The following is a 22,618-nucleotide window of genomic DNA, read 5'->3' as shown; positions in this document are numbered from 1 at the left end:
AATGTTACCTCTCCCTGTCTTCTTTTCTTAACGTATCTACGGCTGCTTCAATCAGTTCCCGCCGGTGCTCTGGAAGCTCTTCTCCTTTGATGTCTCTGTAAAAGGAGACAAATAGATCAACAGGCTCCATTTTCTGCCTCTCTTTTAACTCTTCTCTGCTCTTTGATGTAGTGTCCGGAGTAAATCGTGCGCGCTCTAAATGAAGAATATTAGGGTAAACCTTACGAAGTTTTCCCATAGGATCTAGAATCTGACCATCATCGAGCAAGCGGACATACAAATAATTTTCTTTGTTTGCTGCATGTAAACCTTCTAAAAGTTCATTAAAATAGCCTTCTACGATTTCAAAATCTCTTCTTGGATAAAGAGGCAGCTTTTCAAAGTAAGCCACTTTTTCTTCATCCAAATGTACCATCGTGACCGATTTATTATGATTAACCTCGGAAAAGGAATACTTAAGGATGGAACCAGAATACCGCACTTCATCTCTTTTTATTTTTTGTGCCTGATGCAGGTGTCCTAAAGCCACATATGAAAAGTCGTCAAATAGAGAAGCTTCTACATAAGGCGATCCGCCGATCATAGATAACCTTTCTTCTGACTCTGACTCCATTCCGCCAGCGATAAAGGCGTGGCCGACCCAGATGTGCCGTTCAGTCATATCGAAATGTGTGCGAATATAGCTGATGATCCCTTCCGCCGCCTGATGGTGCGTTTTTATCGTGCTGTCATCCAGCCAATAGGCTACTTCTGCCGGCTCTACATATGGAATTAAATGAAAATGGACAGGCCCGTGTTCGTCTTGTAAAGTTACCGGCTCATAGGACTTGGACAATTTCGTTTCCAAATATAATCCCTGCGAGCGGAAAATCTTTGATCCAAATTCGAGACGGTCCGCACTATCGTGGTTTCCTGAAATCGCAAGTACAGGGATATTATATTCCTGAATCAAAGTGGTTAACGTACGGTTCAACAGATCGACAGCTTCTTTTGGAGGTATGGAACGGTCATATAAGTCGCCTGCGATAATGATGACATCAGGCTGATAAGTTTTCACAATCTCAAGCAGTTTATGTAAAATATCTTCCTGGTCTTCAGTCATATACACATTGTTCACGATTTTACCGAGATGCCAATCGGCTGTATGCAAAATCTTCATATTACACGCCCAACTTTCTTGTTATACTAGTTTCATTATACTAAATTTTACTGGATTGAAAAAAATAAAAAGATACCTTTTTACAGGTACCTTTTGCAAGCTATTCTTCATTTATTTGATAATCTTCAAACAAACGATCAAAAACAGCCAGAGCATTTGGAAAAGGAATATTCCATTCGAGATAGCGGCTGACTTCATCATATGTGGTGGCTTGTTTTGGGAAATCATGATCTTCAAACATCCAGTCAGCCAGCTGCTTTTCCTCATCAGGCTGCTTGTTTCCCCGGTATCTCATCATGTAGTGATAAAAGGAACGAATAATAATTACCTCCTTTTTACGAAAGCTCATTTTTCTCCATAAACTCCTGGTGAGCTTTTAATTTTCTTCGATAAACAATGCGCGAAAGAATAATACTGACTTCATATAGCACTATAAGCGGAATCGCAACGACTATTTGCAGGATAAAATCAGGCGGCGTAACCATCGCCCCTACGATGATTAATACAAAGTAAGCATATTTCCGAATTTTTACTAGCAATTCGGGGTTAACTACACCTAAGCTGGTTAAAAACATAGTAATAATAGGAATCTCAAACAAAATAGCAAACGGAATGGTTACCCTGAATACAAAACGAAAATAGCGTTCTACCGTAAACAGTTCATTAAACATGCCATCGTTTAATGAAAGGAGAAACGGCAGGATCAGCTGTACGAAAATAATATAACCAAAAGATAATCCAGCTACAAAAAGCAGAAAAATTGCCGGAATATAACCTAAAGAGGCTTTTCTTTCTTTCGCTGTTAACGCTGGTTTAATAAACAGCCAAAGCTGCAGGCATAAAAAAGGCAGAGAGCCGATAATAGCTACTAAGCTGGCAATGGTAAAATAAATCCAAATGATTTCGCCAGGACTCGTTACATTCAGTTTAATGGGAATATCAGCTTCAAGAAAAGAATAGATATCCTGAATAAAAACAAATCCAAGAATAAAAAAGAGAATAAAAGCGACAAGCGACCAGATAATCCGCCTGCGCAGCTCACTTAAGTGGTCAGTCATATTCATTTCGACGTCTTGCGTTGTTTGTTTCATTTCTGACATTAGGATACCTCCAGCAGACGAATCATACGCCTGACATAAAGAAGATGTAAGGGGGGCTCCCTTACATCTTCTCTATTTATGTTTTTGATCATCTTTGTTTTTACTAGTATCGTCAGACATTAAGTCTCCAGCAGCTCTTTTAAATTCTTTTAAAGAACTTCCGAAAGCTTTCCCGATTTCGGGAAGCTTCGCAGGACCAAAGATGACTAATGCAATGACTAAAATAAGGATCAGACCTGGCACGCCGATATTAGAAAGCATGCAGCAACACTCCTGATTGTAAAATTATTTTTGCGGGTTGGATTCTTTAGTCTCATCTTTAGATGAAACCGTTTCCTCTCCTGTTAAATCACGGGCAGATTTTTTAAATTCTCTAAGCGTTTCTCCTGTTGCTTTTCCAATTTCCGGAAGCTTCTTCGGGCCGAAAATGACCAGTGCAATGACTAAGATTAAGATCAGGCCAGGGATGCCTATATTTGTCAGCATAATTCTCACCGTCCTTTTAGATAATGCCTATCTATGATTATACTATCATCGGAGAGACTTCGTAAACGTTTTATCAAAAATAACTGGTAATCCTCTACTTTTCTGAGTCGTTAAAATGAGAAAGGGCCATTTCATAATCTGTTTTTGTGTTCATATTAAAAAAGTGCCACTCTACAGCAGAGGGATCTATGCTGTCAAAATTTCTTACGTACCTTACACAAACATTATCAAGCAGACTTTGCATTTTTCTCTCGTCATTTTGAAGAAGTTGTTCCGCTTGAGATGCAAGAGACTTATGATAAATGCCAGAGAGCGGCTGATTGCGGCCATTAAATACAGGAACCACCGCTTCAGTATCTTTATCGATTGTTAAAGCGAGCTGCCGGATAACAGCAGGTTCAATAAAAGGCATATCACAAGCGGCAAGAGCCGTAAAAGCAGTATCCGCTTTTTTCAAAACAGCATGAAGCCCGCCTAAAGGACCACAGTCTTTATAGATATCTTCTATATAGATAGTATTAATTCCAGGGAGCTTTTCCGGACGGTTCACAGTGACCTGCTCAAACATTTCTTTCATTTTCTTATAGATGTGACCAGCGACAATATCATGACTTAAAGGAAGAAGGGCTTTGTCTTCCCCCATTCTCCTTGAATGGCCGCCAGCCAAAATAGCACCGCTAATATTCTGCATCAGGCTCTCACTCGGTCATAGATTCTAAAGTAATAGTCATACGGATTCTTTTCATCTTTTATCCCTTTAGTCTCTTCTATTAGGTTCCATTCCACTTCTTCAAACTCCGGAAAATACGTATCGCCTTCAAATTCATGATCGATATATGTCATATACATGCGGTCCGCGTACGGCATCATTTTTTCAAAAAGGACACTGCCGCCGATCACAAACCATTCTTTCTCTGGATAGGTTTCATTCAGCCGAATAATTTCATCTGAGGTATGGATGATTTCACAGCCTTCCACCTCATAATCTCTGTTGGAAGTTAGAATAATATGCCGCCGGTTAGGAAGAGGTTTTCCGAATGATTCAAACGTCTTTCTTCCCATAACAATTGTCTCTCCCCATGTCACATCCTTAAAGAACTTAAAGTCTCTTGGAATATACCATGGCAAATCATTGTCTTTTCCAATTAACTGGTTTTTGTCCATTGCAAATACAAATGAAATCATCTCTACACCTCTTCTATATTTTCAAATAACTTAAACGGCAACAGGTGCTTTTATACCCGGGTGAGGTTCATAGCCCTCGATTTTTATATCGTCCATTTCAAAGTCAAAAACACTCTCTTTTTCTTTATTCAGCCACAGCTTCGGCGGATCTTTAGGAGTACGTCCCAATTGTTTTTCCACCTGGCTGATATGGTTTTGATAAATGTGGGCGTCCCCTAAAGTATGAACAAAGTCTCCCGGTTCTAGTCCGCATTCCTGTGCGATTAAGTGGGTCAGTAACGCATAGCTTGCAATATTAAATGGAACACCAAGGAAGATATCGCCGCTTCGCTGGTAGAGATGGCAGGACAGCTTCCCGTCTGCCACGTAAAATTGAAACATCATATGGCAGGGAGGAAGCGCCATGTTAGAAGGCACATCTTCCGGATTCCAGGCGGTAACTATATGGCGCCTGGAATCCGGATTACTTTTAATATTTTCAATGACGTCCTTTAACTGGTCAATAGTTTCCCCGCGGGTCGTTTCCCACGCTCTCCACTGCTTCCCGTAAACGGAACCGAGGTTTCCAAATTTTTCGCTGAACGCATCTTCCTTAAGAATTCGGTCTTTAAATATCTCCATTTGCTGCTGGTAGAGGGTGTTGAATTCCTCATCCTGCTGACTTCGAATGCCAAAGTTCTGCATGTCAGGGCCGTCATATTCCCCGCTGTTTACATAGGATTCAAATGCCCATTCATTCCAAATGTTGTTATTGTGCTTGAGCAGGTACCTGATGTTCGTGTCGCCGTTTATAAACCAAAGCAATTCGCTGACAATTAAGCGAAAGGGTACTCTCTTCGTTGTGAGAAGAGGAAAACCTTCCTGTAAATCGAATCTCATTTGATGGCCAAATTTTGAATATGTACCCGTCCCTGTTCGATCGTTTTTTACATTTCCTTTATCTAAAACATGTTTACAAAGATTTAAATACTGCTGTTCATTGCTCATTGGACATATCCGTCCCTTCGTTGTTGTCGATATTCCATTCCCTATAGAATTGCTCCAAATAGTTTAACATAAATTGATGCCGTTTTTCTGCTTCCTTTCTGGCATAATTCGTGTGCATTCCTGAAGCTAAGTGCAAAAGCTTATCGTAGAAGTGCTGTATAGACGTTGCCTCTTCCCCATATATAAGCTGCCCTTTCGCTCCCCCAAAAGCAAAAGTACGTGCCATACCTACAGCCCCAATTGCATCAAGACGATCCGCGTCCTGTACAATTTTCCCTTCAAGAGTCGTCGGAACTGTTCCTTTAGTAAAAGAGACATCTTTTACAGCCAGCCGGATTTCTTTAATAGTCTCTGTCTCCATTTCAAGAGACTCAAGAAAACGGTACATTTCAAGAAGAGCCTGTTTTGGATCATTAAAAAGTTTTTTATCTCCAATGTCATGAAGCCATCCGGCTGCCTCCGCTGTAAACGGGTCCGCCCCTTCAGCCTCGGCTATGAAGCGGGACCAGTGTGCGACCCGCTTCATATGCTGGTAGTCATGACCTGTTGGGTCATCTTTGAAAAAAGGCTGAATATATAAGCGGATTTCTTTAAGCCATTTATTTTTCTGCATAGTCCACCTCTAGAAATTAAAAAAGTCCATTTGTCTTGGATTAAGATCTTCGTATTCGATTTCAAGCAGCTCCTGCATTTGCTTAGCATTATCAGCAGCATCTCCGCCCGAATTGTTGTTAAACAGAAGAGTAACTTCCGGTGTCTGCTGTTTAATTCGTTCCACTCTTTCTTTCCATTCCTGAAGTTCTTCTTCGTTATAACGGTAGAGAAACCGGACTTTTCTCCAGTCTTTACGACCGTTTTTATTCCAGCCATGTACATTCCTGCCGTGAAACCTGACAAGTGTCTGGGTGGGATGAGTGGTTTCTTCCACGAGCGGAACGGAACTTTCTCCAGCCTGCGGCTCATCACAAATTGTATGAATCCATTGGTGTTCTCTCATAAACTCCAACGTCTGATTTTTATATTCATCTGTAAACCATGTTCTGTTTCTAAACTCGAGCGCTAAAGGATAATCTTCCAGCCACTCTTTAATCAGCCGCAGTTTTTTAATATTTTCTTTTTTTACATCAAACCATGGCGGAAATTGAAATAGTATATTTTGAAGTTTTCCGGCTTCGACCACCGGCTGTATCGATTCTTCATAACGTTTGACTAAATCCTTCGCTTCCTGAACAGAGCGTGTTCCCCGATCATGTCCGGTCATTTGCTGAAAAGCTTTAACTACAAACTTGAAAGAATCAGGTGTCTGGCTGACCCACTTTTTATAGCGGTCGACAGACTGAATCGCATAAAAAGCGGTGTCTACCTCAACAACCGGAAAATGAGCGCCATATACTTCCAGCTTCTCATCAGATTTAACAGAATCCGGGTAAATGGACGCATGGTCCCCCCATCCCGTCACACCAATTCGAATTGACATTTTCTCCCCTCCCGTTTTATTTAAAAAAGACCTTTAATTTGACCTTTGTTTGTTATATCCATATTTAATGCTGCTGGTTTTTTCGGAAGTCCCGGCATTGTCATGACATTCCCTGTCAGGACAACAATAAAACCAGCGCCTGCTGACACTTTTAGATCTCTTATAGTTACCGTGAAGCCTTGAGGCCAGCCGATTAAGGAAGGATCATCAGATAGGGAGTATTGAGTTTTTGCCATACAGACAGGCAGGTCATCATATCCCATGGCTTTTAATTGGTCCAGCTGTTTCTTTGCAGCTCCAGTAAAAGAAATCCCGTCAGCGCCATATACTCGTTGGGCAATCTTTAAGATTTTCTCTTCAAGCTTATCGGTCAGTTTATACGTGTGAACGACAGGCTGTTGTTTTGCTTTAGAAGCAGAGACAGCGATGTTAGCAAGTTCTTCAGCACCTGCTCCTCCATTTTTAAACACGTCAGCAACAGAAGCTTCAATCCCCTGTTTCTTGCACCATTCCTTCAAATAATTAATCTCAGGGTATGTATCTGAGGGAAACTGATTAATTGCTACAACAAAAGGAATCCCAAACTGCTGTATTGTTTCGATATGCTTTTTTAAGTTGACGACACCATTCTTTAAAGATGGGAGATTCTCCTCATTAAGGTCGCTCTTTGGCAGTCCTCCGTGTAGTTTAAGAGCCCGTATGGTAGCTACAATCACGACAACATCCGGCTCAATTTTTCCAGCTCTTGCTTTAATGTTCATGAATTTCTCTGCCCCCAGGTCTGCTCCAAAACCTGCTTCAGTTACTACATAATCTCCCAGTTTAGCTGCCAATTTTGTGGCGACGACACTATTACAGCCATGGGCAATGTTGGCAAAAGGACCTCCATGAATAATTGCTGGTGTATTTTCAATGGTTTGTACTAAATTTGGCTTCATCGCCTGGTTAAGCAAGAGAGTTAGAGCACCTTCAAATCCTAGATCTTTAACAGTTATCGGCAGCTGTTCATATGTATAGGCGACTACCATTCTTGAGAGTCTTACTTTGAGATTGACTAAGCTGTCCGATAGACAAAGTACGGCCATGATCTCGGAGGCTACGGTAATCATAAATTCTTCCTGCCTCGGTACTCCTTTTGCAGGTCCTCCCAGTCCGACAATGACTTCTCTTAATGCCCGATCATTTATATCGAGGACGCGTTTCCACACAATTCTTCTAGGATCTATATTCAACTCATTTCCTTGATGGATGTGGTTATCGATAAAAGCAGATAAAGCATTGTTCGCTGATGGGCATGCAAATCGCCAGTGAAATGAAGGTTTATATCCTCCATCGGTATCACTTGAGAGTACCCGCCGCCTGCTGCTCCTCCTTTTAACCCCATAACGGGGCCAAGTGAAGGCTCTCTCAGTGCAACTACCGCCTTGTGACCAATACGATTCAGTGCCTGAGCCAGCCCGACTGTTACTGTTGATTTCCCTTCTCCGGCGGGTGTTGGATTAATTGACGTGGTTAAAATAACCTTACCAGAGCTTTTATGCTGAAGCTTCTGCAATAGAGCATGTGACAATTTAGCTTTATAATGGCCATATGGTTCCCAGTCTGTTTCCTCCAGCTGTAACATTTCTGCTATTTTTTTAATAGGAAGCATCTTAGCATCACGAGCAATCTCTATGTCTGATTTCATATCCTCATCTCCCTTAGATCTATGTCTTTATTGTAATATAAATCGCCGATATTTTGGGTAAAGACAAATAAGGTTTGATTGTTCTACAGCCAATCCGTATAATTAAAGGCTGTGTGACAGCGGTTCGTGAACTCCCGCTTTACCAAAACTAAGGAGGAATCATGATGAGTAATGAATGGATTTGGATTATTTTTGCCCTTATAAATTTTTGTTTGCTCTTGGGGATGTACCGGTTGTTTGGAAAAACCGGATTATTTGTCTGGATTGGAATGGCTACAGTTATCGCCAACATTCAGGTTGTTAAAACTATCGAACTGTTTGGAGTTACGGCAACACTAGGGAACATCCTTTATGGGACAGCGTTTCTAGCCACTGATATCTTAAATGAAAAATACGGTAAAGAAGAAGCCAAACAAGCTGTCTGGATTGGTTTTTCTACTTTATTAGTAATGACAACAATTATGCAGGGAGCCTTGTTATTTACACCCGCTGAAGGTGATATCGCCCATGAAGCAATGGCGACACTTTTCAGCATCGGACCGCAAATCGCTTTAGGCAGCCTGACTGCTTATATTGTCAGTCAGCATTTTGATGTGTGGATATATACAAAAATAAGGAAAATCTTTAAAAGTGACCGCACGCTTTGGCTTCGCAACAATGTCAGTACGATGATCAGTCAGCTGCTTGACAGTGCGATTTTCTGTGCTATCGCCTTTTACGGCACGTATCCAGCAGATATTTGGCTGGAAATCTTTTTGACCACATACTTCATTAAATTTTTAGTCGCTGCACTTGATACACCGTTTATGTACTGGGCCAAATCAATAAACCGCTAAGGGAGGGCTACTATGATTGAAGTATATACAGACGCTGCCGCCGCTGGCAACCCAGGTCCCTGTGCCGCGGGGATAATTATAAAGAATGGCCGTTCCTCGGATGAATACGCTGTATATCTAGGAGAAATGACCAATCACGAAGCAGAATTTCTAGCCATTCTACATGCGTTAAAAATTTGCCAAGATAAATATCCTGGAGAAATACTATCCGTTCGCTCGGATTCTCAATCAGCTGTTCATGCACTTGATCAGCAGTACAGCAAAAACTCAAGGTTTGCCCCTATTCTAGAACAGATCATTCAAATTCAGGAATCTTTTTCCATGGTTTTTTATAAATGGATACCGGATAAATCAAACAAGAATGCTGACCGTGTAGCACGGGCCGAATTAAAGAAAAATCAGTAGCCGAAATGCTGCTGATTTTTTTTATTTTCATTGCTTATACTAGTGCATTAGGATGAAGTTTCAAAGGTCTTTTCACGAAGTCTTTTAAAAAATACCCAGTACCACAGCCTCAGTTTTAAATCCCTTGCTTTTCTAAAGAAAGATAAGCTTGCTTTCTTGTTGTAATTTCTTCTGAAGAAATATGTTCAAGAACACTGATAAAAAAGCTCGGGTCAAAAGCCTGCTGCAGCTTTAGCGTAACTTTTAGTGCTAATATAACTTTCCATTCCTCAGCATTGGCGGAATACTTTCCAAAATAGATAAAATGCACATCTTTATCTGACAGTTTAAAGCCTTTCGTCCATAAATCCTCCAAGTAATAAGCTAATGTATCAGTCTGCTTCATAGAACGCTCCTTATCACTTTAATATCCAGCAACGACAAACTTCGCTAACTTTCTCTGTCACCAGTATAGCAAAAATAAACGGCCAGGTGGAATCACCTCGCCGAAATAGAATGTTCATATGCTTTTCGCCTGTCAGCAGACGACTTTTTAAAAGGGTGAATCAATGAGCTTTGAACAGATTGTGCCGGCTTAGATCCGACTTTCGCAAGAATCCAGACGGCCATGGCTGTGTATACGGCCGTAAAAAACAATATAAGCAAGAGCATTCTTACACCCACCTTAATTGATAACGATTTTCATTACTAATTAGATTTTAGCAGATGTTCTCTCCTGTTGCAATAATTTTTAGAATTTTCCGCTTAGGGCTAGTTCTTCAGCAGGAATTCTAATTTTTAGTACGAGAAAATGCAGAACCGGGAAAAGTAATGCTGTAACATAAGCTTGAAATAAGAGCGGAATAATTAGCAATTCAAAGAAAACGATCAAATAATTGGGGTGTTTTATATAACGGTAAGGTCCTTTTGCAACAAGAGGACTATTTGGAAGCACAATGATTTTCGTATTCCACTTTCGCCCCAGTGACGTGATACACCATACCCGCAGCAGCTGTAATATTATGAATGCTGCAAGTAGAAAGGGAGACAGCAGTAAAGCTCCATTTTTCAATAAAAATGATTCTATAAAAATGAAGAATAAAAAACCACTATGAAGGATTATAAATAAAAAATAGTGTGAGCATTCCACTTTAACGGCTCCCTGCTCTATCATCCATTTTTCATTGTATTTCGCAATGGCCAATTCCAGGAGACGCTGAGCGATGATAAATAAATACAGCCACCACCACATCATACCCACTCCAATTGAACAATTTCAGAAGTGAAGCCGGGCCCTAAAGACGTCATGAGAGAGCGTGTACCTTTTTTATGTTCTTCCTGCATTACTTTCTCGAGTACATAGAGGACGGTCGGTGATGACATATTTCCATGTTTATTTAAAATGTTTTTTGATTTTTCGAGCACAGAAGGATTTAAGTTCAGACATTCTACGTAAGATTCGAGCACTTTTTTACCGCCGGGATGGGCAATAATAAAGGGAAGGTCTTCTTTCTTCCACCTGCTATTTAATAAGCAGTCCTCTATGTGTTCTTTCCAAAATGTTCGGACGAGCTTTGGAATATTTTTCTTAAAAATCACTTCGAAGCCTGTATTCACTACTTTCCATCCCATCACGGACTGGCTGTGAGGCTTTGTTCTCGTACTCGCCTCTAAAACATAAGGCAGATTACCTTTTGTCCTGTTTACAAGAGGTGAGTTATCCCCTGCAAGCAGAACAGCAGCGGCACCGTCAGCAAATAATGCCGCACCGACTACATTACTGGCACTTTTATCATTATGTTGAAAAGTCAGACTGCATAACTCAACCGCTATCAAAAGTACATTGCTCTCTGGGTTTCCTTTTAACCATTCGAACGCTTTTGCCACTCCGCTTGTACCACCAGCACATCCTAAACCGAAAATAGGGGTCCGTTTCACATACTCATTCATTTGAAGCTCATCCATCAAATAAGCATCAATTGTAGGAGTTGCGATCCCTGTCGAAGAAACAAAAATAATATGTTCAATTTCCGAAGCTTCCACTTTATTAATCAGCTTGTGATGAGCAAGACAGCGTTCCACAGCTTCTTTAGCATACTGAAGGGAAATTTTATGGTAAGTTTCGTTCACTTCTTCAAGTTCATGGCTGTTTTCAAACCACTCAAGCGGGCAGGCAAATTGTCTGGAAGTAATATCAGCATTTTCAAAGACAGGCATCAGTCGGTTTTTTTCCCTGCTGCTCATAGGAAATACCTGCTCAACAAATTTCTGTATTTCTTGCTGTGTGTAAGAGTATTCTGCTTCTTTTATCCCACAGGAAATAATGTAGGCCATCCAACCCATCCTTTCTGGAACAGTTATAGGATGACCTATCTGCTTGATTTTATGCTTTTCTAAAAACCATAAATCGTCATTCCGCCGTCAACAAATAAAGTCTGCCCTGTCATGTAACTGCCGGCATCTGATGCTAACAGCAAGGCACTTCCGGTCAATTCTTTTAATTCTCCAATTCGCTTTAAAGGTGTTCTCTCTTTTATAGCCTCTACGTACTCCTCGTTTTGCAGCAGCTTTTCAGTGAGAGAGGTTTTAAAATACCATGGACCTATGGCATTTACATTAATCTGATACTTGCCCCATTCCATCGCCAGGTTTTTCGTCATTTGAATAAGGGCGCTCTTCGTCATTGCATAAACGACTCCAGTACGAAGGGCTGTATGCCCGCCTACTGACGAAATATTAATGATCTTTCCTTTCTTACGATCTTTCATAACGGAAGCGGCATATTGGGAAAGGAAAAATGCACTTTTCATATTGGTTGATATTATCTGCTCCCACTCTCCTTCTGTTACATGTTCGGCTTCACTGCGAATGTTCATGCCGGCATTATTAACCCATACATCGATAGATCGTCCGTCTCGGACACTTTCGACTTGATCGATTATTTCTTTGTAATCAGCAACATCAGCCTGAATGATAATTGCTTCTTTTCCGAGTGATTGAATTTCTTCTTTCGTATGTAAGAGTGCTTCTTTATTTCTTGCAATTAAGATAATATCCGAACCGGATTCTGCAAAAGCCAGCGCAATTGCCCGGCCGATTCCTTTCGTACCACCAGTCACTACAGATAATTGTCCATCTAATCGAAAATTAGGTAAATACATATTCTCCCCGCCTTTTTCTGGAACTTTAAAAATATTATACCATTTTAAGTTTAAGCAAGAAAAAATCCCCCGATAAAATTACCGGGGGCCTGGCTTTAAGTTTTAAAACTGATAAATCATCTTATATTTTGCTGTTAAGTATTCCACTAGATAACTTGAATTAAGTCCTTCACCAGTTACATCGTGAAGAATAGCAAGCGGTTTTTTGCGCTTACCGAAGCGGTGTACTTTCTCTGTCAGCCACTTCTGAATCTGAGCAAAATCTCCTTTTTCCATTAAATCGTCCATATTCAGCTCTTGACGCAGGACATAGTTAAGTTGAGCGGCATACATGTACCCGAGGGCATAAGAAGGAAAATAACCAAAGTCTCCACCTGCCCAGTGAATGTCCTGGAGAACTCCTTCAGAATTTGTCGGCGGAACAATTCCTAAATAATCCTTCATCTTCTGGTTCCACAAATCGGGAAGATCACGAACCTCGATATCTCCGTTAATTAAAGCCTTTTCCAACTCATATCGAATCATAATATGAAGAGGATACGTCAGTTCATCTGCTTCGATTCGTATAAGGGAAGGTTTGACTTCGTTGATTGCATGGAAGAAATCTGTAAAATCAAGCTGCTTAAAATTCTCGGGAGCATAGTCCTGAAAAAGCTGATAATGGTTCTGCCAGAAGGAGCGGCTTCTGGCTACAAAGTTTTCCCAGAACAATGATTGAGATTCATGAATACCCATAGAAGTTCCTGTAGCAAGTGGTGTAAAGGCGAGCTGAGGATCTATATTCTGCTCGTAAAGCGCATGTCCTCCTTCATGAATGGTACCAAATACCGCTGTACGAAAATCAGTTTCATCATATTTAGTCGTTACTCTTACATCTCCAGTGTTAAGGCCTATTGCAAAAGGGTGTACGGTTTCATCAAGGCGTCCTGCATTAAAATCATAATTCATTCTTTTTAATACGACTTCGCTGAAAGCTTCCTGTTTTTCTTTTGGAAAATGGCCTTTTAAGACAGAAGCATCCGGCTGATTAGGAGAGTTCTGAATGTTATTTAAAAGAGCGGTTAAAGATTCACGAAGCGGCGGAAATACTTCATCGAGCTTCTCTACTGTAATTCCCGGCTCATATTGATCAAGCAAAGCATCATAAGGATGGTTCTCATAGCCCCAGTACGAAGCAAACTGTCGGTTAAAATCAACAAGTTGTTCAAGGTAAGGGCGGAAGCTTTCAAAATCATTTTGTTCTTTAGCTTCTACCCATACCGATTCTGCTTTCGTCTGAACAGTAACAAATTTTTTGTACAGCTCTGTTGGAATTTTTGTTTGTTTATTATAGGTATCCTCAGCTTCCAGAAGTGCATCTCTTAGAAGTCCAGGTTCTGTTTGAGGCTTCAATTCATCAATGTAACTTTTTAAAGTCTCAGATGTTTGAAGATCATGCACTTTCTGAGAGAGCAATCCTATGACTTCCGAACGGTGATCCATCCCTTTTTTAGGCGCCTTCGTTCTCATATCCCAGGCCATCAGTCCAATTGCTTCACCAAAGGAAGTCTGTTCTCTTAAATGATCCCAAAATTTTTGTTCTGTTGTTTTCACAAGTAACCATCCCCCTATTTTATATGCCTGCCAAAATACTGATAGTAATCGGTTTTAATAAACCCATTAAACAGCTTACGCTTTTTTGTGGCGTTCTTGCCATATAAATTCTCAAATTTCTCATTTGAAGTAAGGATATAAACACTCCAGGAAGGATAATCGCGCATAATGGACCCAAGATCTCTGTACATCTCTTCGACTTCCTCGCGTTCTCCCATCCTTTCCCCGTATGGAGGATTTGACACGAGATAGCCATTATCTTTACGGGGATGCAAATCTTTCACCTGCATCTGCTTCCACTCCACAAGATCTCCCAGCCCCGCCTCCATGGCATTCTGTTTGGCAATGGAAATCATATCGTGACTAATATCTGAACCTATAATTTCGAGCGGCTGATCATAATTCGCCAGGTCTTCCGCCTCTTCAAACGCTGTGTCCCAATGAGAACGGGGAATCATCTCCCAGTTTTCAGACGCAAATTCCCTGTTGAAACCCGGGGCGATATTCTGTCCTATTAAAGCCGCTTCAATCGCAATGGTACCAGAGCCGCAGAAAGGATCGATAAACGGATGATCAGCCTGCCAATTTGTAACTTGAACTAGAGCAGCTGCAAGCGTTTCTTTTAAGGGAGCTTCACCCTGTCCCACACGATAGCCTCGTTTATGAAGACCGCTTCCAGAGGTGTCCAATGTTAATCGCACCTCATCTTTATGAATGGCCACCTCTACGCGATAAAATGCACCTGTTTCTTTTAGGAAAGAGGCGATCCCATATTTTTGCTTTAACCGTTCGACTATCGCTTTTTTAACGATAGACTGACAGTCCGGAACACTATAGAGCTTAGACTTAACGGATTTACCTGTAACAGGAAACTCTCCTTCTTCTGTTATAAACTGTTCCCACGGTAGTGCTTTTGTCTGTTCAAACAACTCATCAAAACTATAGGCTTTGAATTTTCCTATAAGAATCTTCACACGATCTGCTGTGCGAAGCCATAAGTTAGCTCTTGGAATTGCCGATACAGGGGCCTCAAAGAGGACACGTCCGTTTTCTACTTGAATATCCTCATACCCTAATGCTTTTACTTCTCGACCCACTATTGCTTCTAACCCCATGGCAGCCGTGGCTACCAGTGTCACTGTCTGTTTCATATTTGTCCTCCTACAAAATATCACTTTTATAAAACAAAAACCCTCCTAAAAAGCATTGGCTTTTTTAGAAGGGTTTACTTTGATGTTAAATGACCATTGAATACTCTGTAAGCCATGTTCTGTGCCATTGTACTGCAAACGGTGGTCAACCTCGTACTCCGGTGGTAACCATCTATCTTTCGCATGAAATGCGATCTTTCTTCAGGTTCATTTCCCTGTTCGAAAGTGCCCCTACCTAAATTTGGGTTGCTCGCTCGCGGGGTTTACCTCGTTCCACCTGAAATATTTCTATTTCAGCTCCGTCACTGTGGCACTTTCAAGAGTATGATCCCATATTCATAAAGAACTTAGGGATCTTCTCTGCCGTTAGCTTAAAAAGCTACCTTGACTTATGATTTCGTCAAGCACGAACACTACAAGCATCTCAGCTTGTGCGAGCATGGACTTTCCTCTGTATGGCAAATACCATACAGCGATTACCCGAGTATTCAAATGTGTCGTACGTTATAAGCACGTCTCTTAATACTATCAAAAAAACCTTAGGATGTCACTGGAAAATTCCAGCATTATTCCTCTGCGTATTTTTTGCCAAACACAGCTTTCTCCAAATTCGATACTCTTTTTAAAATATCATAGTTAATCTGGTGGTTCTGAGTAGAATTGCTGCTGCTTCCAATTGGGCGCATCCGCTGTGTCGGCTGATCATCTCTAACCGGCTGTTTCTTCAGTCTTTGATTTTCCTGTTTCAGGTGATCAATTTCCTTTTGAAACATTTCATAATCTTGGATAATTAAATCAAGAAATTCATCAACTTCTTCCTGGTTATAGCCGCGCATAGAAGTCTTAAAGTCTTTTTCCAAAATGGTCTTGCCGTCTAATTTGTACTTCTGTTCACTCATAATTAATCACCCCTGTTGGCACATTTAATTAAAGCTTTACTGCTCCCAGTAATCCGGGCTGGCTAACCTTACCTCTTCTGCCGTATCTTCAAGGTCGAGAGGAGTAATGAAACTTACCAAATAATCATGATGCTGTTTGTATTGATAAACAAGTTTTAAAAAATACTGTGGAGAACCAGGTGTATCTTCATCATAAAGCAGCAGGCAGCCATTAGAATGCTCGACAAGAAATTGATCTCTTGCTCTGAATTGATACGGTCCTTCATATTCTTTTTCATAAACCGGCTTATAAAAATCAGCCTGTTCACGAGTCTCTTCATATATAGCCTGCAGATGCTCCGGCCATCTTTGCTGCTGATTTAGAAACGGAGGGATAATCCCTAAAAATATATCATACTCGCTTTTTAAATCTAACACAACCTCCGCTGTCCACAGTTCTACACCCATTTGGCCGGAAACAATCACCCATTCTCCACCATCATCTATAAAAGATAGAATTCTTTTTTTTATCGCTTCTTTAATGATTTGAATCTTAGGATCATCGTGTTTAAAAATTCCAAGTTCAATCGGTTTATAGCCTGTAACTACTATTGTTTTCATAAGCAACACTCCATCTCTATTTTAAGCCAGATCAGGAGTCTGTCTACCCCTTTTTTTGTAAAAACCGCTTATTTATCAATTAAATCGTCAGGGGAAAAGGAGAAAGGAAGCAGTTCGGCCATGGTGATTGTTTTTACAGTGCCGCTTAAATCCGTTAAATGAATTTCAAGATCTGGTTCAAAGAACTCACTCATAACTTGCCGGCAGGAACCGCAAGGGGGAACGGGACGCTGCGTATCAGCTACTACGGCAATTGTCTGAAACTGGTGATACCCTTCCGAGATAGCCTTAAAGATCGCAACCCTTTCAGCACAACATGTCACCGGATAGGCAGCATTTTCAATATTGCATCCTGTGAACAGTTTACCTTCCTTTGTAAGCAATGCTGCTCCGACTTTAAATTTTGAATAAGGCGTGTATGCCTTCTCACGTATATTTTTAGCTTCTTCAATTAGTTGATGTGTATTCATTTAGCAAGCTCCCCTTCTTTATAGGGAATAATGACAATAAATATTCCCAAAGACTAATAAAACGATTTCAAAATATATAATAGCACATTGCAGAGCATTATTTTTGACACAAGTGTCAGAAAAAAGTTTATACTGTACTTAATTATTAATTTATTGGAGGTGGACTTAGTTTGAAAAAACTAATTGAGTATAAAAAAATGGTTTGGGTACTAATTGTGATCCTCCTATTTACAGGAGTATTTACATATTTTCAGCTGCCCAAACGTGAGGTGCCGGAAATTAATGTGAACGTGTCCTCTATCACGACGGCATATCCTGGGGCAAGTCCAGAGGAAGTGGAAAATACAATCGTAAATCCATTGGAAGAAGAGCTTTTAAATATAGACGGGATTGATGAAATAACTTCATCATCAGCCGCCGGCTTTGCAAGTATTACGGCTGTAATAAGCGATGATGCAAGTGCGGGCACCGTTAACGGAAAAATCCGGCAGAGTGTAGTCGACACATCCGGTTCTTTTCCAGAAGCTGTCCAGGATCCTGAAGTTAATACAGATACACAGGCTTCCGCAGTTGCTTCCTATCATCTGCTCGCTGAAGACGAAGAGACGCTTTACAGTTTAAGAGATACAGTCGATGAATGGGAAGAACGTTTAACTTCCATTGCAGGAGTAGAATCACTGCAAGTCAAAGGGCTTCCTGAAGAAGAAATAACAATCGAGCTCGATAATCAATCATTAGAAGACAACCGTCTTTCCGCCGGTCAACTATTGCCCGTTCTTCAGCAGGAATTATCGCCTTCTGCTATTGGCACAGAAAAATCCGATGATCAAATTTTTCAGCTTTCCTTTGATAAAGCTTCAAGCCTTGAAGATTTAGAGAACCTTCCTATTCCGGTGGAGGCCAATAATGAACCTGTTACTTTAGGTGAATTAGGTTCGGTTGAAAGAACTTCGAAGAACCCTGAAGATCTCATTACTTATGAGAATCAGCAGGCTCTCTCCTTAACCATACTCGCTGAAGAAGGCGTAAATATTTCTGCCTTGCAGGAATCCCTCACTTCAGAAGTAAACAGATTAAAAGATGACTTGCCTTCAGGAGTATCAGTCGATCAATTTTATACACAAAGTACTGTAATTGATGAGGTATTCACGAGTCTGCTGACATCTTTTGCGATTTCTTTTCTTGCTGTAGTTGCCATAATGATATTAGGCCTCCCCCTTTCATCTGCACTACTGGTAGCCGTTGCCATTCCGATATCAATTCTAATTGGGTTAATTCCGCTTCCATACATTGGAGTAGATCTTAACCAGATATCCATCATCGGAATGATTATAGCCATAGGGATATTAGTAGATGATGCAATCGTAGTAAACGATAATATACAGCGGCGTTTTCAGCTCGGTGACTCCCCGCTTGAAGGTACGGTTAACGGAGTTTGGGAAGTTCGAAAATCTATCATTACTTCAACACTTATGATTGTGTTCAGCTTCTTTCCTTTAACATTTATATCCGGTTCAAATGGAGATTTTATTAGAGCATTGCCAAGCGTACTCATTTTCACCGTCGTTGCTTCTACTTTTATTGCGTTGACATTTATTCCAACCGTTCAATATGCAAGACAGAGAAGAAACTCAAAGCGTTCGCATAAAAGCATCGGTATATTAGGAAAAGCTTTTAATAAACTGGAAAAAGTATATGCAGACGGCATTCTGCCTAAGGTAACAGGAAAACCGGTAAGAACAGGTATTATAGGACTCTTACTTTGTGCAGCCCTCTCTTTGCTGGCACTGAAGATTCCTTTTGAATTTTTCCCTGCAGCCGACCGTCCGGAAGTAACCATTTCAGTAGAGTTTCCTCAAGGAACGATGATTGAAGATTCTCAATCTCAAATTGAAGAAATGGCTGAATATATAAATACTAACGCAGAAAACGTAACAGAAACTGCTGTTTATGCTGGTAGTGGACTTCCTAACTTATTTAATGAATCGTTATCTCAGTCTGGTGAGAATACAGGACAGCTCTTAGTAAGAGTAGACCGGGAGGCTACGAGTGCTTCTTCTTTTATTTCTGAATGGACAGAGACACTCCGAGAAGAGTTTCCCGATGCCGAGATATTCTTAAATACAATCGTCTCCGGCCCGCCTCCTTCTCCTCCTATTGAACTGAAGCTGCAAGGACCTGATATTGACAGACTGGTCAATGAAGCTAACGAAATTAAAAAAGAGCTTGAAGGTCTAGAGGAAACGGAAATTGTATCACTTAATACAGGAACCCCTCAGCCTGTTATCAACTATGTTCCCGATCGGGATTTTCTTGCAGAAAATGGGCTTGATGCGGAAACCGTAACTTCACAAATTCAATTTGCTAATACGGGAGTACCACTGGCAGCTTTCAGCCAGGATCAGGAACGTCTGCCTGTACAGCTCCGTGTGGATGACGGAGAAGAAGATGGCGTTAATCTAGAAGAATTAACGATTCCTGTTTCTTCAGGAGATGGCCCGCCTGAACTGATCTCGCTTTCTGAAATTATAACCGAGGAAGAAACAGAACAGACCGGCAGCATCCCTCATCTTGATGGCAAACGTACGGTTACCATTGAAGCTTATCCAAAAGAAGGAGAAGAATCTCAATATACGGAAGCTGCCAATGAAGTCATCGATTCAGTAACAGTCGGTTTACCAGCTGGATATTCTGTGTTGGAAACTGGAGAATCTGATGATACAACAGAATTTTTTGTCGAAGTATTAAAGCTGTTTGTCATTGTTTTATTTTTGATCTATGTGACCATTGCATTGCAGTTTAATTCCCTGACGATGCCTATCCTTGTAACAAGCTCTGTATTTATCGCGATTACTGGCGCAATTATTGGGCTCTTTGTTTCAGGAGAACCACTGAGCTTCCTGGCTGTCTTAGGTATTGTTTCACTTTCAGGGATTGTCGTTCGAAATTCAATAATTCTTATTGAGTTTATTGAACAGAATAAAGATACGTACGATAGTGTGGAACGATCTGTAATTGAAGCCGGTCGTGCAAGAATTCGTCCTATTATTCTTACTACACTTACATCGATTGCAGCACTGACACCCGTAATCTTTTCAGGTGATGTATTATTCAGGCCGCTTGCTATATCAATTGTATTCGGTCTAATGTTCTCTACCCTGATCACACTCGTCCTTGTCCCTGTGCTTTATTTAATTCTCGATAAGTTAAGAAACAGAAAAGTGTATAAAGAAGAAAATACTTTCTAAAGAGAAAAGCACACCTTAAATGGGTGTGCTTTTGTCCTTCTGGAACTCATGATGTTCTATTTCTTATAGAGGTTGAAATATGAAATCTGGGTTGCGTTAGTTATAAAAATATAAGCATCCTGTTCCGTTTGTCTGAATAAAGAAAATCGGTCCTGGGGAAACAACTCGCTTTCCATCGGCGAACGCTGAGCTTCCTCGAGGCTTTAGCCCTCCGGGATCTCAGCCTGTTCTATCCTCCCATAGGAGTCTCGCCGTTTCCCCCGGCCCTTTACGTTTTTTTGAGTAACGGAACATTTAATAAGAGAGGATTGATCCCATTAGAGAGCTTATTGAGATTACAGCGTTCCGTTTCCCCATTAAGTTAAAAGAGGCTCACTCGAGACACGGATCAGCCCTTTCTGCAGCTCAAACTTATAAGGTATTCGGAAATATCATTAGACTACTGTAGAGATATAGATCCAGGATGAGATTCTTAAGTGACTTCCCAGCTGCTTTTTTCAATTTCTTTAAAACAGAACAATCCTCCCGAAAAGAGCATATAAATTTCTGATGTTACTTCACATTAGTATCATCAAGAATCATATCAAGCACGTAATGAGAGGATTGGTGAAGCTCTTTAAACCTTTTCTTCTCAACATCTAAGTAATAACTGTGTAAAATAAGCATTTCCACATTTTCATGTGTAGAACTTACCTGATTTGGGTGGACACGAACGTTTCGGTCTTTCACGTAAACTTCGGCAGCTTTCCTCCACTTCTCAGTTAGTTCAAACATAGACTGTGTCTCTAATTTGACACGGTTAAAAAAATCATGATCTTTTTTGTCTACAGGCCCTTCTGTAGTCATATATTTTTCATGGCGCTCATCAATTAATTGTTTTAATTCATGTGTTAATTCTATAACATTCATACATTCACACCTTTCCCCTATACATTACCATGTGGGGAAACAGGATAGCAAAAGAGCTTTATACAACTGATCTTTTTTTAGGAGGCAGAGGGAGCCTTTCGGATGTCCCGCTTTTCTTTAATTCCTTCACTTGTTCACGCAGATGAATAATTTCGTCTTTTAAGTGATCAATCTCTTTTCTATGGGAAACAGCCATGGTAAAAACGATTTCATCAGCTTTTAGGGATAAGCGTTTTTCAAGCAGAGAAAATTTGTCTTTTAACTGAATAAGTTGCCTCTCATAAGTCGCAGCAGGAACAAGACGATTATCTTTCATTAAAGAATTCCTCCCTTAAAAATAGTTCCTAATTGAATAATTCGAGGTAGAAAGAATAACTCCTTTCCCCTTGACAAAACTAGAAGTAAAGCAACAAAGAAAGACAGCTCCATAACCGTCCGTCACAAAATTGACAAAAAACGCCTTTTTTAAAAAGTTTTCATATATTACGCCCTAAAAAGAATATTTTCTTCACGAATTTATTTTTGGTAGGTGTTTCGCCTGGATATTTTATTTGTCGTTAAATGGCGCACATCGTATAATAGAGTGAAACCTCTTGGGATATCAGACCGTTATATTACTATGATAGGAGGTTGTACATTTTTATTACACAGAACAGGATTTTTTGTTATGATACCCTCATGATACTGAGGAGGGAAAACAGGTGAATTATCCAAACGGAAAAAGAGCGATGAAACACTCCTCTAATAAAATAAAACAACCTAATTTCAGTAACAGAGGAATGACCCTTGAGGAAGACATTGCAGCAGCCAACGAATTTTACCGTGCTGCAGGAATTGCTGTTGTTCACAAAAAGCCAACTCCCATCCAGATTGTTCAGGTAGATTATCCAAAAAGAAGTGCAGCTGTTATAAAGGAAGCATATTTTAAACAAGCTTCCACTACAGATTTTAATGGCGTTTATCGGGGGCGTTACATCGATTTTGAAGCAAAAGAAACGAGGAATAAGACTTCGTTTCCATTGAGCAACATCCATCAGCATCAAATTGATCATATGAAAAGTTGTTACGAACATGGGGGAATAGTTTTTTTAATTATAAAATTCTCGGCACAGGATGAAGCCTACCTATTCCCTTCCGAACACTTATTTCCATATTGGGAAGATCAATTGAATGACGGCCGAAAGTCGATTCCCTATCAAGTGATTAAGGAAAAAGGAGTCCTTCTCCCCTTTCACTATCAGGCAAGAATTGATTACGTCAAAGCTATAGATAAGCTCTATTTTTGA

General features: G+C 40.4%; 26 protein-coding genes, 1 other RNA gene and 1 pseudogene. 4 read left to right on the top strand and 24 right to left on the bottom strand.

Translation table 11 applies throughout. The features are described from left to right. Positions 1-4: 4 nt before the first annotated feature. The 11 genes and pseudogenes from B7E06_RS11110 to B7E06_RS11060 form a co-directional block, all read right to left on the bottom strand. Positions 5-1,159 carry an exonuclease SbcCD subunit D gene (locus tag B7E06_RS11110; RefSeq protein ID WP_082234047.1) on the bottom strand — a complete coding sequence of 385 codons (1,155 nt, stop codon included), beginning with the start codon at positions 1,157-1,159 and terminating at the stop codon, positions 5-7. 100 nt (positions 1,160-1,259) lie between these two features. Continuing rightward, positions 1,260-1,478, bottom strand: coding sequence for a YozE family protein (locus B7E06_RS11105; protein ID WP_082235985.1), 219 nt, complete (start codon positions 1,476-1,478; stop codon positions 1,260-1,262). A gap of 16 nt (positions 1,479-1,494) precedes the next feature. Further along, positions 1,495-2,259, bottom strand: a complete 765-nt coding sequence (gene tatC / locus B7E06_RS11100) for a twin-arginine translocase subunit TatC (protein ID WP_082234046.1) — start codon at positions 2,257-2,259, stop codon at positions 1,495-1,497. A 72-nt stretch (positions 2,260-2,331) separates the two neighbouring features. Then, positions 2,332-2,520, bottom strand: a complete 189-nt coding sequence (locus B7E06_RS11095) for a twin-arginine translocase TatA/TatE family subunit (protein ID WP_082234045.1) — start codon at positions 2,518-2,520, stop codon at positions 2,332-2,334. Positions 2,521-2,544: 24 nt separating this feature from the next. Next, a complete protein-coding gene (locus tag B7E06_RS11090) occupies positions 2,545-2,745 on the bottom strand; it encodes a twin-arginine translocase TatA/TatE family subunit (protein ID WP_082234044.1) in 201 nt (66 codons plus the stop codon). A 94-nt stretch (positions 2,746-2,839) separates the two neighbouring features. Then, positions 2,840-3,436, bottom strand: a complete 597-nt coding sequence (gene mobA, locus B7E06_RS11085) for a molybdenum cofactor guanylyltransferase (protein WP_082234043.1) — start codon at positions 3,434-3,436, stop codon at positions 2,840-2,842. Beyond that, entirely contained in the window at positions 3,436-3,930 is a 495-nt protein-coding gene (locus B7E06_RS11080) for a dihydrofolate reductase (protein WP_082234042.1), read from the bottom strand. Before B7E06_RS11080 ends, mobA begins: the two co-directional genes overlap by 1 nt. A 30-nt stretch (positions 3,931-3,960) precedes the next feature. Next, the gene (locus B7E06_RS11075; protein WP_082234041.1) at positions 3,961-4,917 is read right to left on the bottom strand and encodes a thymidylate synthase; all 957 of its coding nucleotides are present in this window, start codon (positions 4,915-4,917) and stop codon (positions 3,961-3,963) included. Next, positions 4,907-5,530, bottom strand: coding sequence for an HD domain-containing protein (locus tag B7E06_RS11070; protein ID WP_082234040.1), 624 nt, complete (start codon positions 5,528-5,530; stop codon positions 4,907-4,909). The genes B7E06_RS11075 and B7E06_RS11070 overlap by 11 nt, the downstream gene beginning before the upstream one ends. A 9-nt stretch (positions 5,531-5,539) precedes the next feature. Continuing rightward, positions 5,540-6,394, bottom strand: coding sequence for a DUF72 domain-containing protein (locus tag B7E06_RS11065; protein WP_082234039.1), 855 nt, complete (start codon positions 6,392-6,394; stop codon positions 5,540-5,542). A 20-nt stretch (positions 6,395-6,414) separates the two neighbouring features. Continuing rightward, positions 6,415-8,081 (bottom strand): annotated as a pseudogene (locus B7E06_RS11060) (formate--tetrahydrofolate ligase). A 164-nt stretch (positions 8,082-8,245) separates the two neighbouring features. Here B7E06_RS11060 and B7E06_RS11055 point away from each other — a divergent pair. Together B7E06_RS11055 and B7E06_RS11050 are read left to right on the top strand one after the other, a co-directional pair. Then, positions 8,246-8,917 (top strand): queuosine precursor transporter, encoded by a 672-nt coding sequence (locus B7E06_RS11055; protein WP_082234038.1) that lies wholly within the window; start codon positions 8,246-8,248, stop codon positions 8,915-8,917. 12 nt (positions 8,918-8,929) lie between these two features. After that, positions 8,930-9,322, top strand: a complete 393-nt coding sequence (locus B7E06_RS11050; RefSeq protein WP_082234037.1) for a reverse transcriptase-like protein — start codon at positions 8,930-8,932, stop codon at positions 9,320-9,322. Positions 9,323-9,437: 115 nt separating this feature from the next. Here the strand turns inward: B7E06_RS11050 and B7E06_RS11045 are convergent, their stop codons facing one another. The 11 genes from B7E06_RS11045 to cdd all read right to left on the bottom strand — a co-directional run bounded on the left by B7E06_RS11045 (position 9,438) and on the right by cdd (position 17,175). After that, positions 9,438-9,707, bottom strand: a complete 270-nt coding sequence (locus B7E06_RS11045; RefSeq protein WP_082234036.1) for a DUF6123 family protein — start codon at positions 9,705-9,707, stop codon at positions 9,438-9,440. Between the two features lie 92 nt (positions 9,708-9,799). Beyond that, the gene (locus B7E06_RS21875) at positions 9,800-9,973 is read right to left on the bottom strand and encodes a hypothetical protein (RefSeq protein ID WP_179134038.1); all 174 of its coding nucleotides are present in this window, start codon (positions 9,971-9,973) and stop codon (positions 9,800-9,802) included. Positions 9,974-10,052: 79 nt separating this feature from the next. After that, on the bottom strand, positions 10,053-10,553 hold the full coding sequence (locus B7E06_RS11040) for an isoprenylcysteine carboxyl methyltransferase family protein (protein WP_245807722.1): 501 nt from the start codon (positions 10,551-10,553) through the stop codon (positions 10,053-10,055). Then, complete coding sequence (locus tag B7E06_RS11035) at positions 10,553-11,635, bottom strand: type III polyketide synthase (RefSeq protein WP_082234034.1); 1,083 nt, start codon at positions 11,633-11,635, stop codon at positions 10,553-10,555. The genes B7E06_RS11040 and B7E06_RS11035 overlap by 1 nt, the downstream gene beginning before the upstream one ends. A 59-nt stretch (positions 11,636-11,694) precedes the next feature. Beyond that, complete coding sequence (locus tag B7E06_RS11030; RefSeq protein WP_082234033.1) at positions 11,695-12,462, bottom strand: SDR family NAD(P)-dependent oxidoreductase; 768 nt, start codon at positions 12,460-12,462, stop codon at positions 11,695-11,697. A 102-nt stretch (positions 12,463-12,564) separates the two neighbouring features. Beyond that, positions 12,565-14,055 carry a carboxypeptidase M32 gene (locus tag B7E06_RS11025; RefSeq protein ID WP_082234032.1) on the bottom strand — a complete coding sequence of 497 codons (1,491 nt, stop codon included), beginning with the start codon at positions 14,053-14,055 and terminating at the stop codon, positions 12,565-12,567. Between the two features lie 14 nt (positions 14,056-14,069). Then, entirely contained in the window at positions 14,070-15,206 is a 1,137-nt protein-coding gene (locus B7E06_RS11020; RefSeq protein WP_082234031.1) for a THUMP domain-containing class I SAM-dependent RNA methyltransferase, read from the bottom strand. Positions 15,207-15,309: 103 nt separating this feature from the next. Beyond that, positions 15,310-15,694, bottom strand: an RNA gene (rnpB, locus tag B7E06_RS11015) — RNase P RNA component class B. 78 nt (positions 15,695-15,772) lie between these two features. After that, complete coding sequence (gene gpsB, locus B7E06_RS11010; RefSeq protein ID WP_082234030.1) at positions 15,773-16,105, bottom strand: cell division regulator GpsB; 333 nt, start codon at positions 16,103-16,105, stop codon at positions 15,773-15,775. Positions 16,106-16,141: 36 nt separating this feature from the next. Beyond that, the gene (locus tag B7E06_RS11005) at positions 16,142-16,705 is read right to left on the bottom strand and encodes an SLOG family protein (RefSeq protein WP_082234029.1); all 564 of its coding nucleotides are present in this window, start codon (positions 16,703-16,705) and stop codon (positions 16,142-16,144) included. A 68-nt stretch (positions 16,706-16,773) separates the two neighbouring features. Next, the gene (gene cdd, locus B7E06_RS11000) at positions 16,774-17,175 is read right to left on the bottom strand and encodes a cytidine deaminase (protein WP_082234028.1); all 402 of its coding nucleotides are present in this window, start codon (positions 17,173-17,175) and stop codon (positions 16,774-16,776) included. 170 nt (positions 17,176-17,345) lie between these two features. Between cdd and B7E06_RS10995 the strand changes: the two genes are divergently transcribed. Then, entirely contained in the window at positions 17,346-20,423 is a 3,078-nt protein-coding gene (locus tag B7E06_RS10995; protein ID WP_082234027.1) for an efflux RND transporter permease subunit, read from the top strand. A gap of 552 nt (positions 20,424-20,975) precedes the next feature. Here the strand turns inward: B7E06_RS10995 and B7E06_RS10990 are convergent. Then, positions 20,976-21,332, bottom strand: coding sequence for a DUF1798 family protein (locus tag B7E06_RS10990; protein WP_082234026.1), 357 nt, complete (start codon positions 21,330-21,332; stop codon positions 20,976-20,978). Between the two features lie 58 nt (positions 21,333-21,390). Next, entirely contained in the window at positions 21,391-21,648 is a 258-nt protein-coding gene (locus tag B7E06_RS10985; RefSeq protein WP_082234025.1) for a hypothetical protein, read from the bottom strand. A gap of 385 nt (positions 21,649-22,033) precedes the next feature. Here B7E06_RS10985 and recU point away from each other — a divergent pair, with 385 nt between their 5' ends. Next, positions 22,034-22,618 carry a Holliday junction resolvase RecU gene (recU, locus tag B7E06_RS10980; RefSeq protein WP_082234024.1) on the top strand — a complete coding sequence of 195 codons (585 nt, stop codon included), beginning with the start codon at positions 22,034-22,036 and terminating at the stop codon, positions 22,616-22,618.

The organism is Halobacillus massiliensis (assembly GCF_900166625.1).
In the GTDB taxonomy this organism is placed as follows: Bacteria; Bacillota; Bacilli; order Bacillales; family Halobacillaceae; genus Halobacillus_A; species Halobacillus_A massiliensis.
Note: the sequence above shows the minus strand (reverse complement) of the source record. Positions and strands in the feature narration are given on the sequence as shown.

Coding starts and splice junctions, on each gene's coding strand:
- B7E06_RS11110 (WP_082234047.1), bottom strand. CDS start 1,159: ATGAAGATTTTGCATACAGCCGATTGGCATCTCGGTAAAATCGTGAAC.
- tatC (WP_082234046.1), bottom strand. CDS start 2,259: ATGTCAGAAATGAAACAAACAACGCAAGACGTCGAAATGAATATGACT.
- B7E06_RS11095 (WP_082234045.1), bottom strand. CDS start 2,520: ATGCTTTCTAATATCGGCGTGCCAGGTCTGATCCTTATTTTAGTCATT.
- B7E06_RS11090 (WP_082234044.1), bottom strand. CDS start 2,745: ATGCTGACAAATATAGGCATCCCTGGCCTGATCTTAATCTTAGTCATT.
- mobA (WP_082234043.1), bottom strand. CDS start 3,436: ATGCAGAATATTAGCGGTGCTATTTTGGCTGGCGGCCATTCAAGGAGA.
- B7E06_RS11080 (WP_082234042.1), bottom strand. CDS start 3,930: ATGATTTCATTTGTATTTGCAATGGACAAAAACCAGTTAATTGGAAAA.
- B7E06_RS11075 (WP_082234041.1), bottom strand. CDS start 4,917: ATGAGCAATGAACAGCAGTATTTAAATCTTTGTAAACATGTTTTAGAT.
- B7E06_RS11070 (WP_082234040.1), bottom strand. CDS start 5,530: ATGCAGAAAAATAAATGGCTTAAAGAAATCCGCTTATATATTCAGCCT.
- B7E06_RS11065 (WP_082234039.1), bottom strand. CDS start 6,394: ATGTCAATTCGAATTGGTGTGACGGGATGGGGGGACCATGCGTCCATT.
- B7E06_RS11055 (WP_082234038.1), top strand. CDS start 8,246: ATGAGTAATGAATGGATTTGGATTATTTTTGCCCTTATAAATTTTTGT.
- B7E06_RS11050 (WP_082234037.1), top strand. CDS start 8,930: ATGATTGAAGTATATACAGACGCTGCCGCCGCTGGCAACCCAGGTCCC.
- B7E06_RS11045 (WP_082234036.1), bottom strand. CDS start 9,707: ATGAAGCAGACTGATACATTAGCTTATTACTTGGAGGATTTATGGACG.
- B7E06_RS21875 (WP_179134038.1), bottom strand. CDS start 9,973: ATGCTCTTGCTTATATTGTTTTTTACGGCCGTATACACAGCCATGGCC.
- B7E06_RS11040 (WP_245807722.1), bottom strand. CDS start 10,553: ATGTGGTGGTGGCTGTATTTATTTATCATCGCTCAGCGTCTCCTGGAA.
- B7E06_RS11035 (WP_082234034.1), bottom strand. CDS start 11,635: ATGGCCTACATTATTTCCTGTGGGATAAAAGAAGCAGAATACTCTTAC.
- B7E06_RS11030 (WP_082234033.1), bottom strand. CDS start 12,462: ATGTATTTACCTAATTTTCGATTAGATGGACAATTATCTGTAGTGACT.
- B7E06_RS11020 (WP_082234031.1), bottom strand. CDS start 15,206: ATGAAACAGACAGTGACACTGGTAGCCACGGCTGCCATGGGGTTAGAA.
- gpsB (WP_082234030.1), bottom strand. CDS start 16,105: ATGAGTGAACAGAAGTACAAATTAGACGGCAAGACCATTTTGGAAAAA.
- B7E06_RS11005 (WP_082234029.1), bottom strand. CDS start 16,705: ATGAAAACAATAGTAGTTACAGGCTATAAACCGATTGAACTTGGAATT.
- cdd (WP_082234028.1), bottom strand. CDS start 17,175: ATGAATACACATCAACTAATTGAAGAAGCTAAAAATATACGTGAGAAG.
- B7E06_RS10990 (WP_082234026.1), bottom strand. CDS start 21,332: ATGAATGTTATAGAATTAACACATGAATTAAAACAATTAATTGATGAG.
- B7E06_RS10985 (WP_082234025.1), bottom strand. CDS start 21,648: ATGAAAGATAATCGTCTTGTTCCTGCTGCGACTTATGAGAGGCAACTT.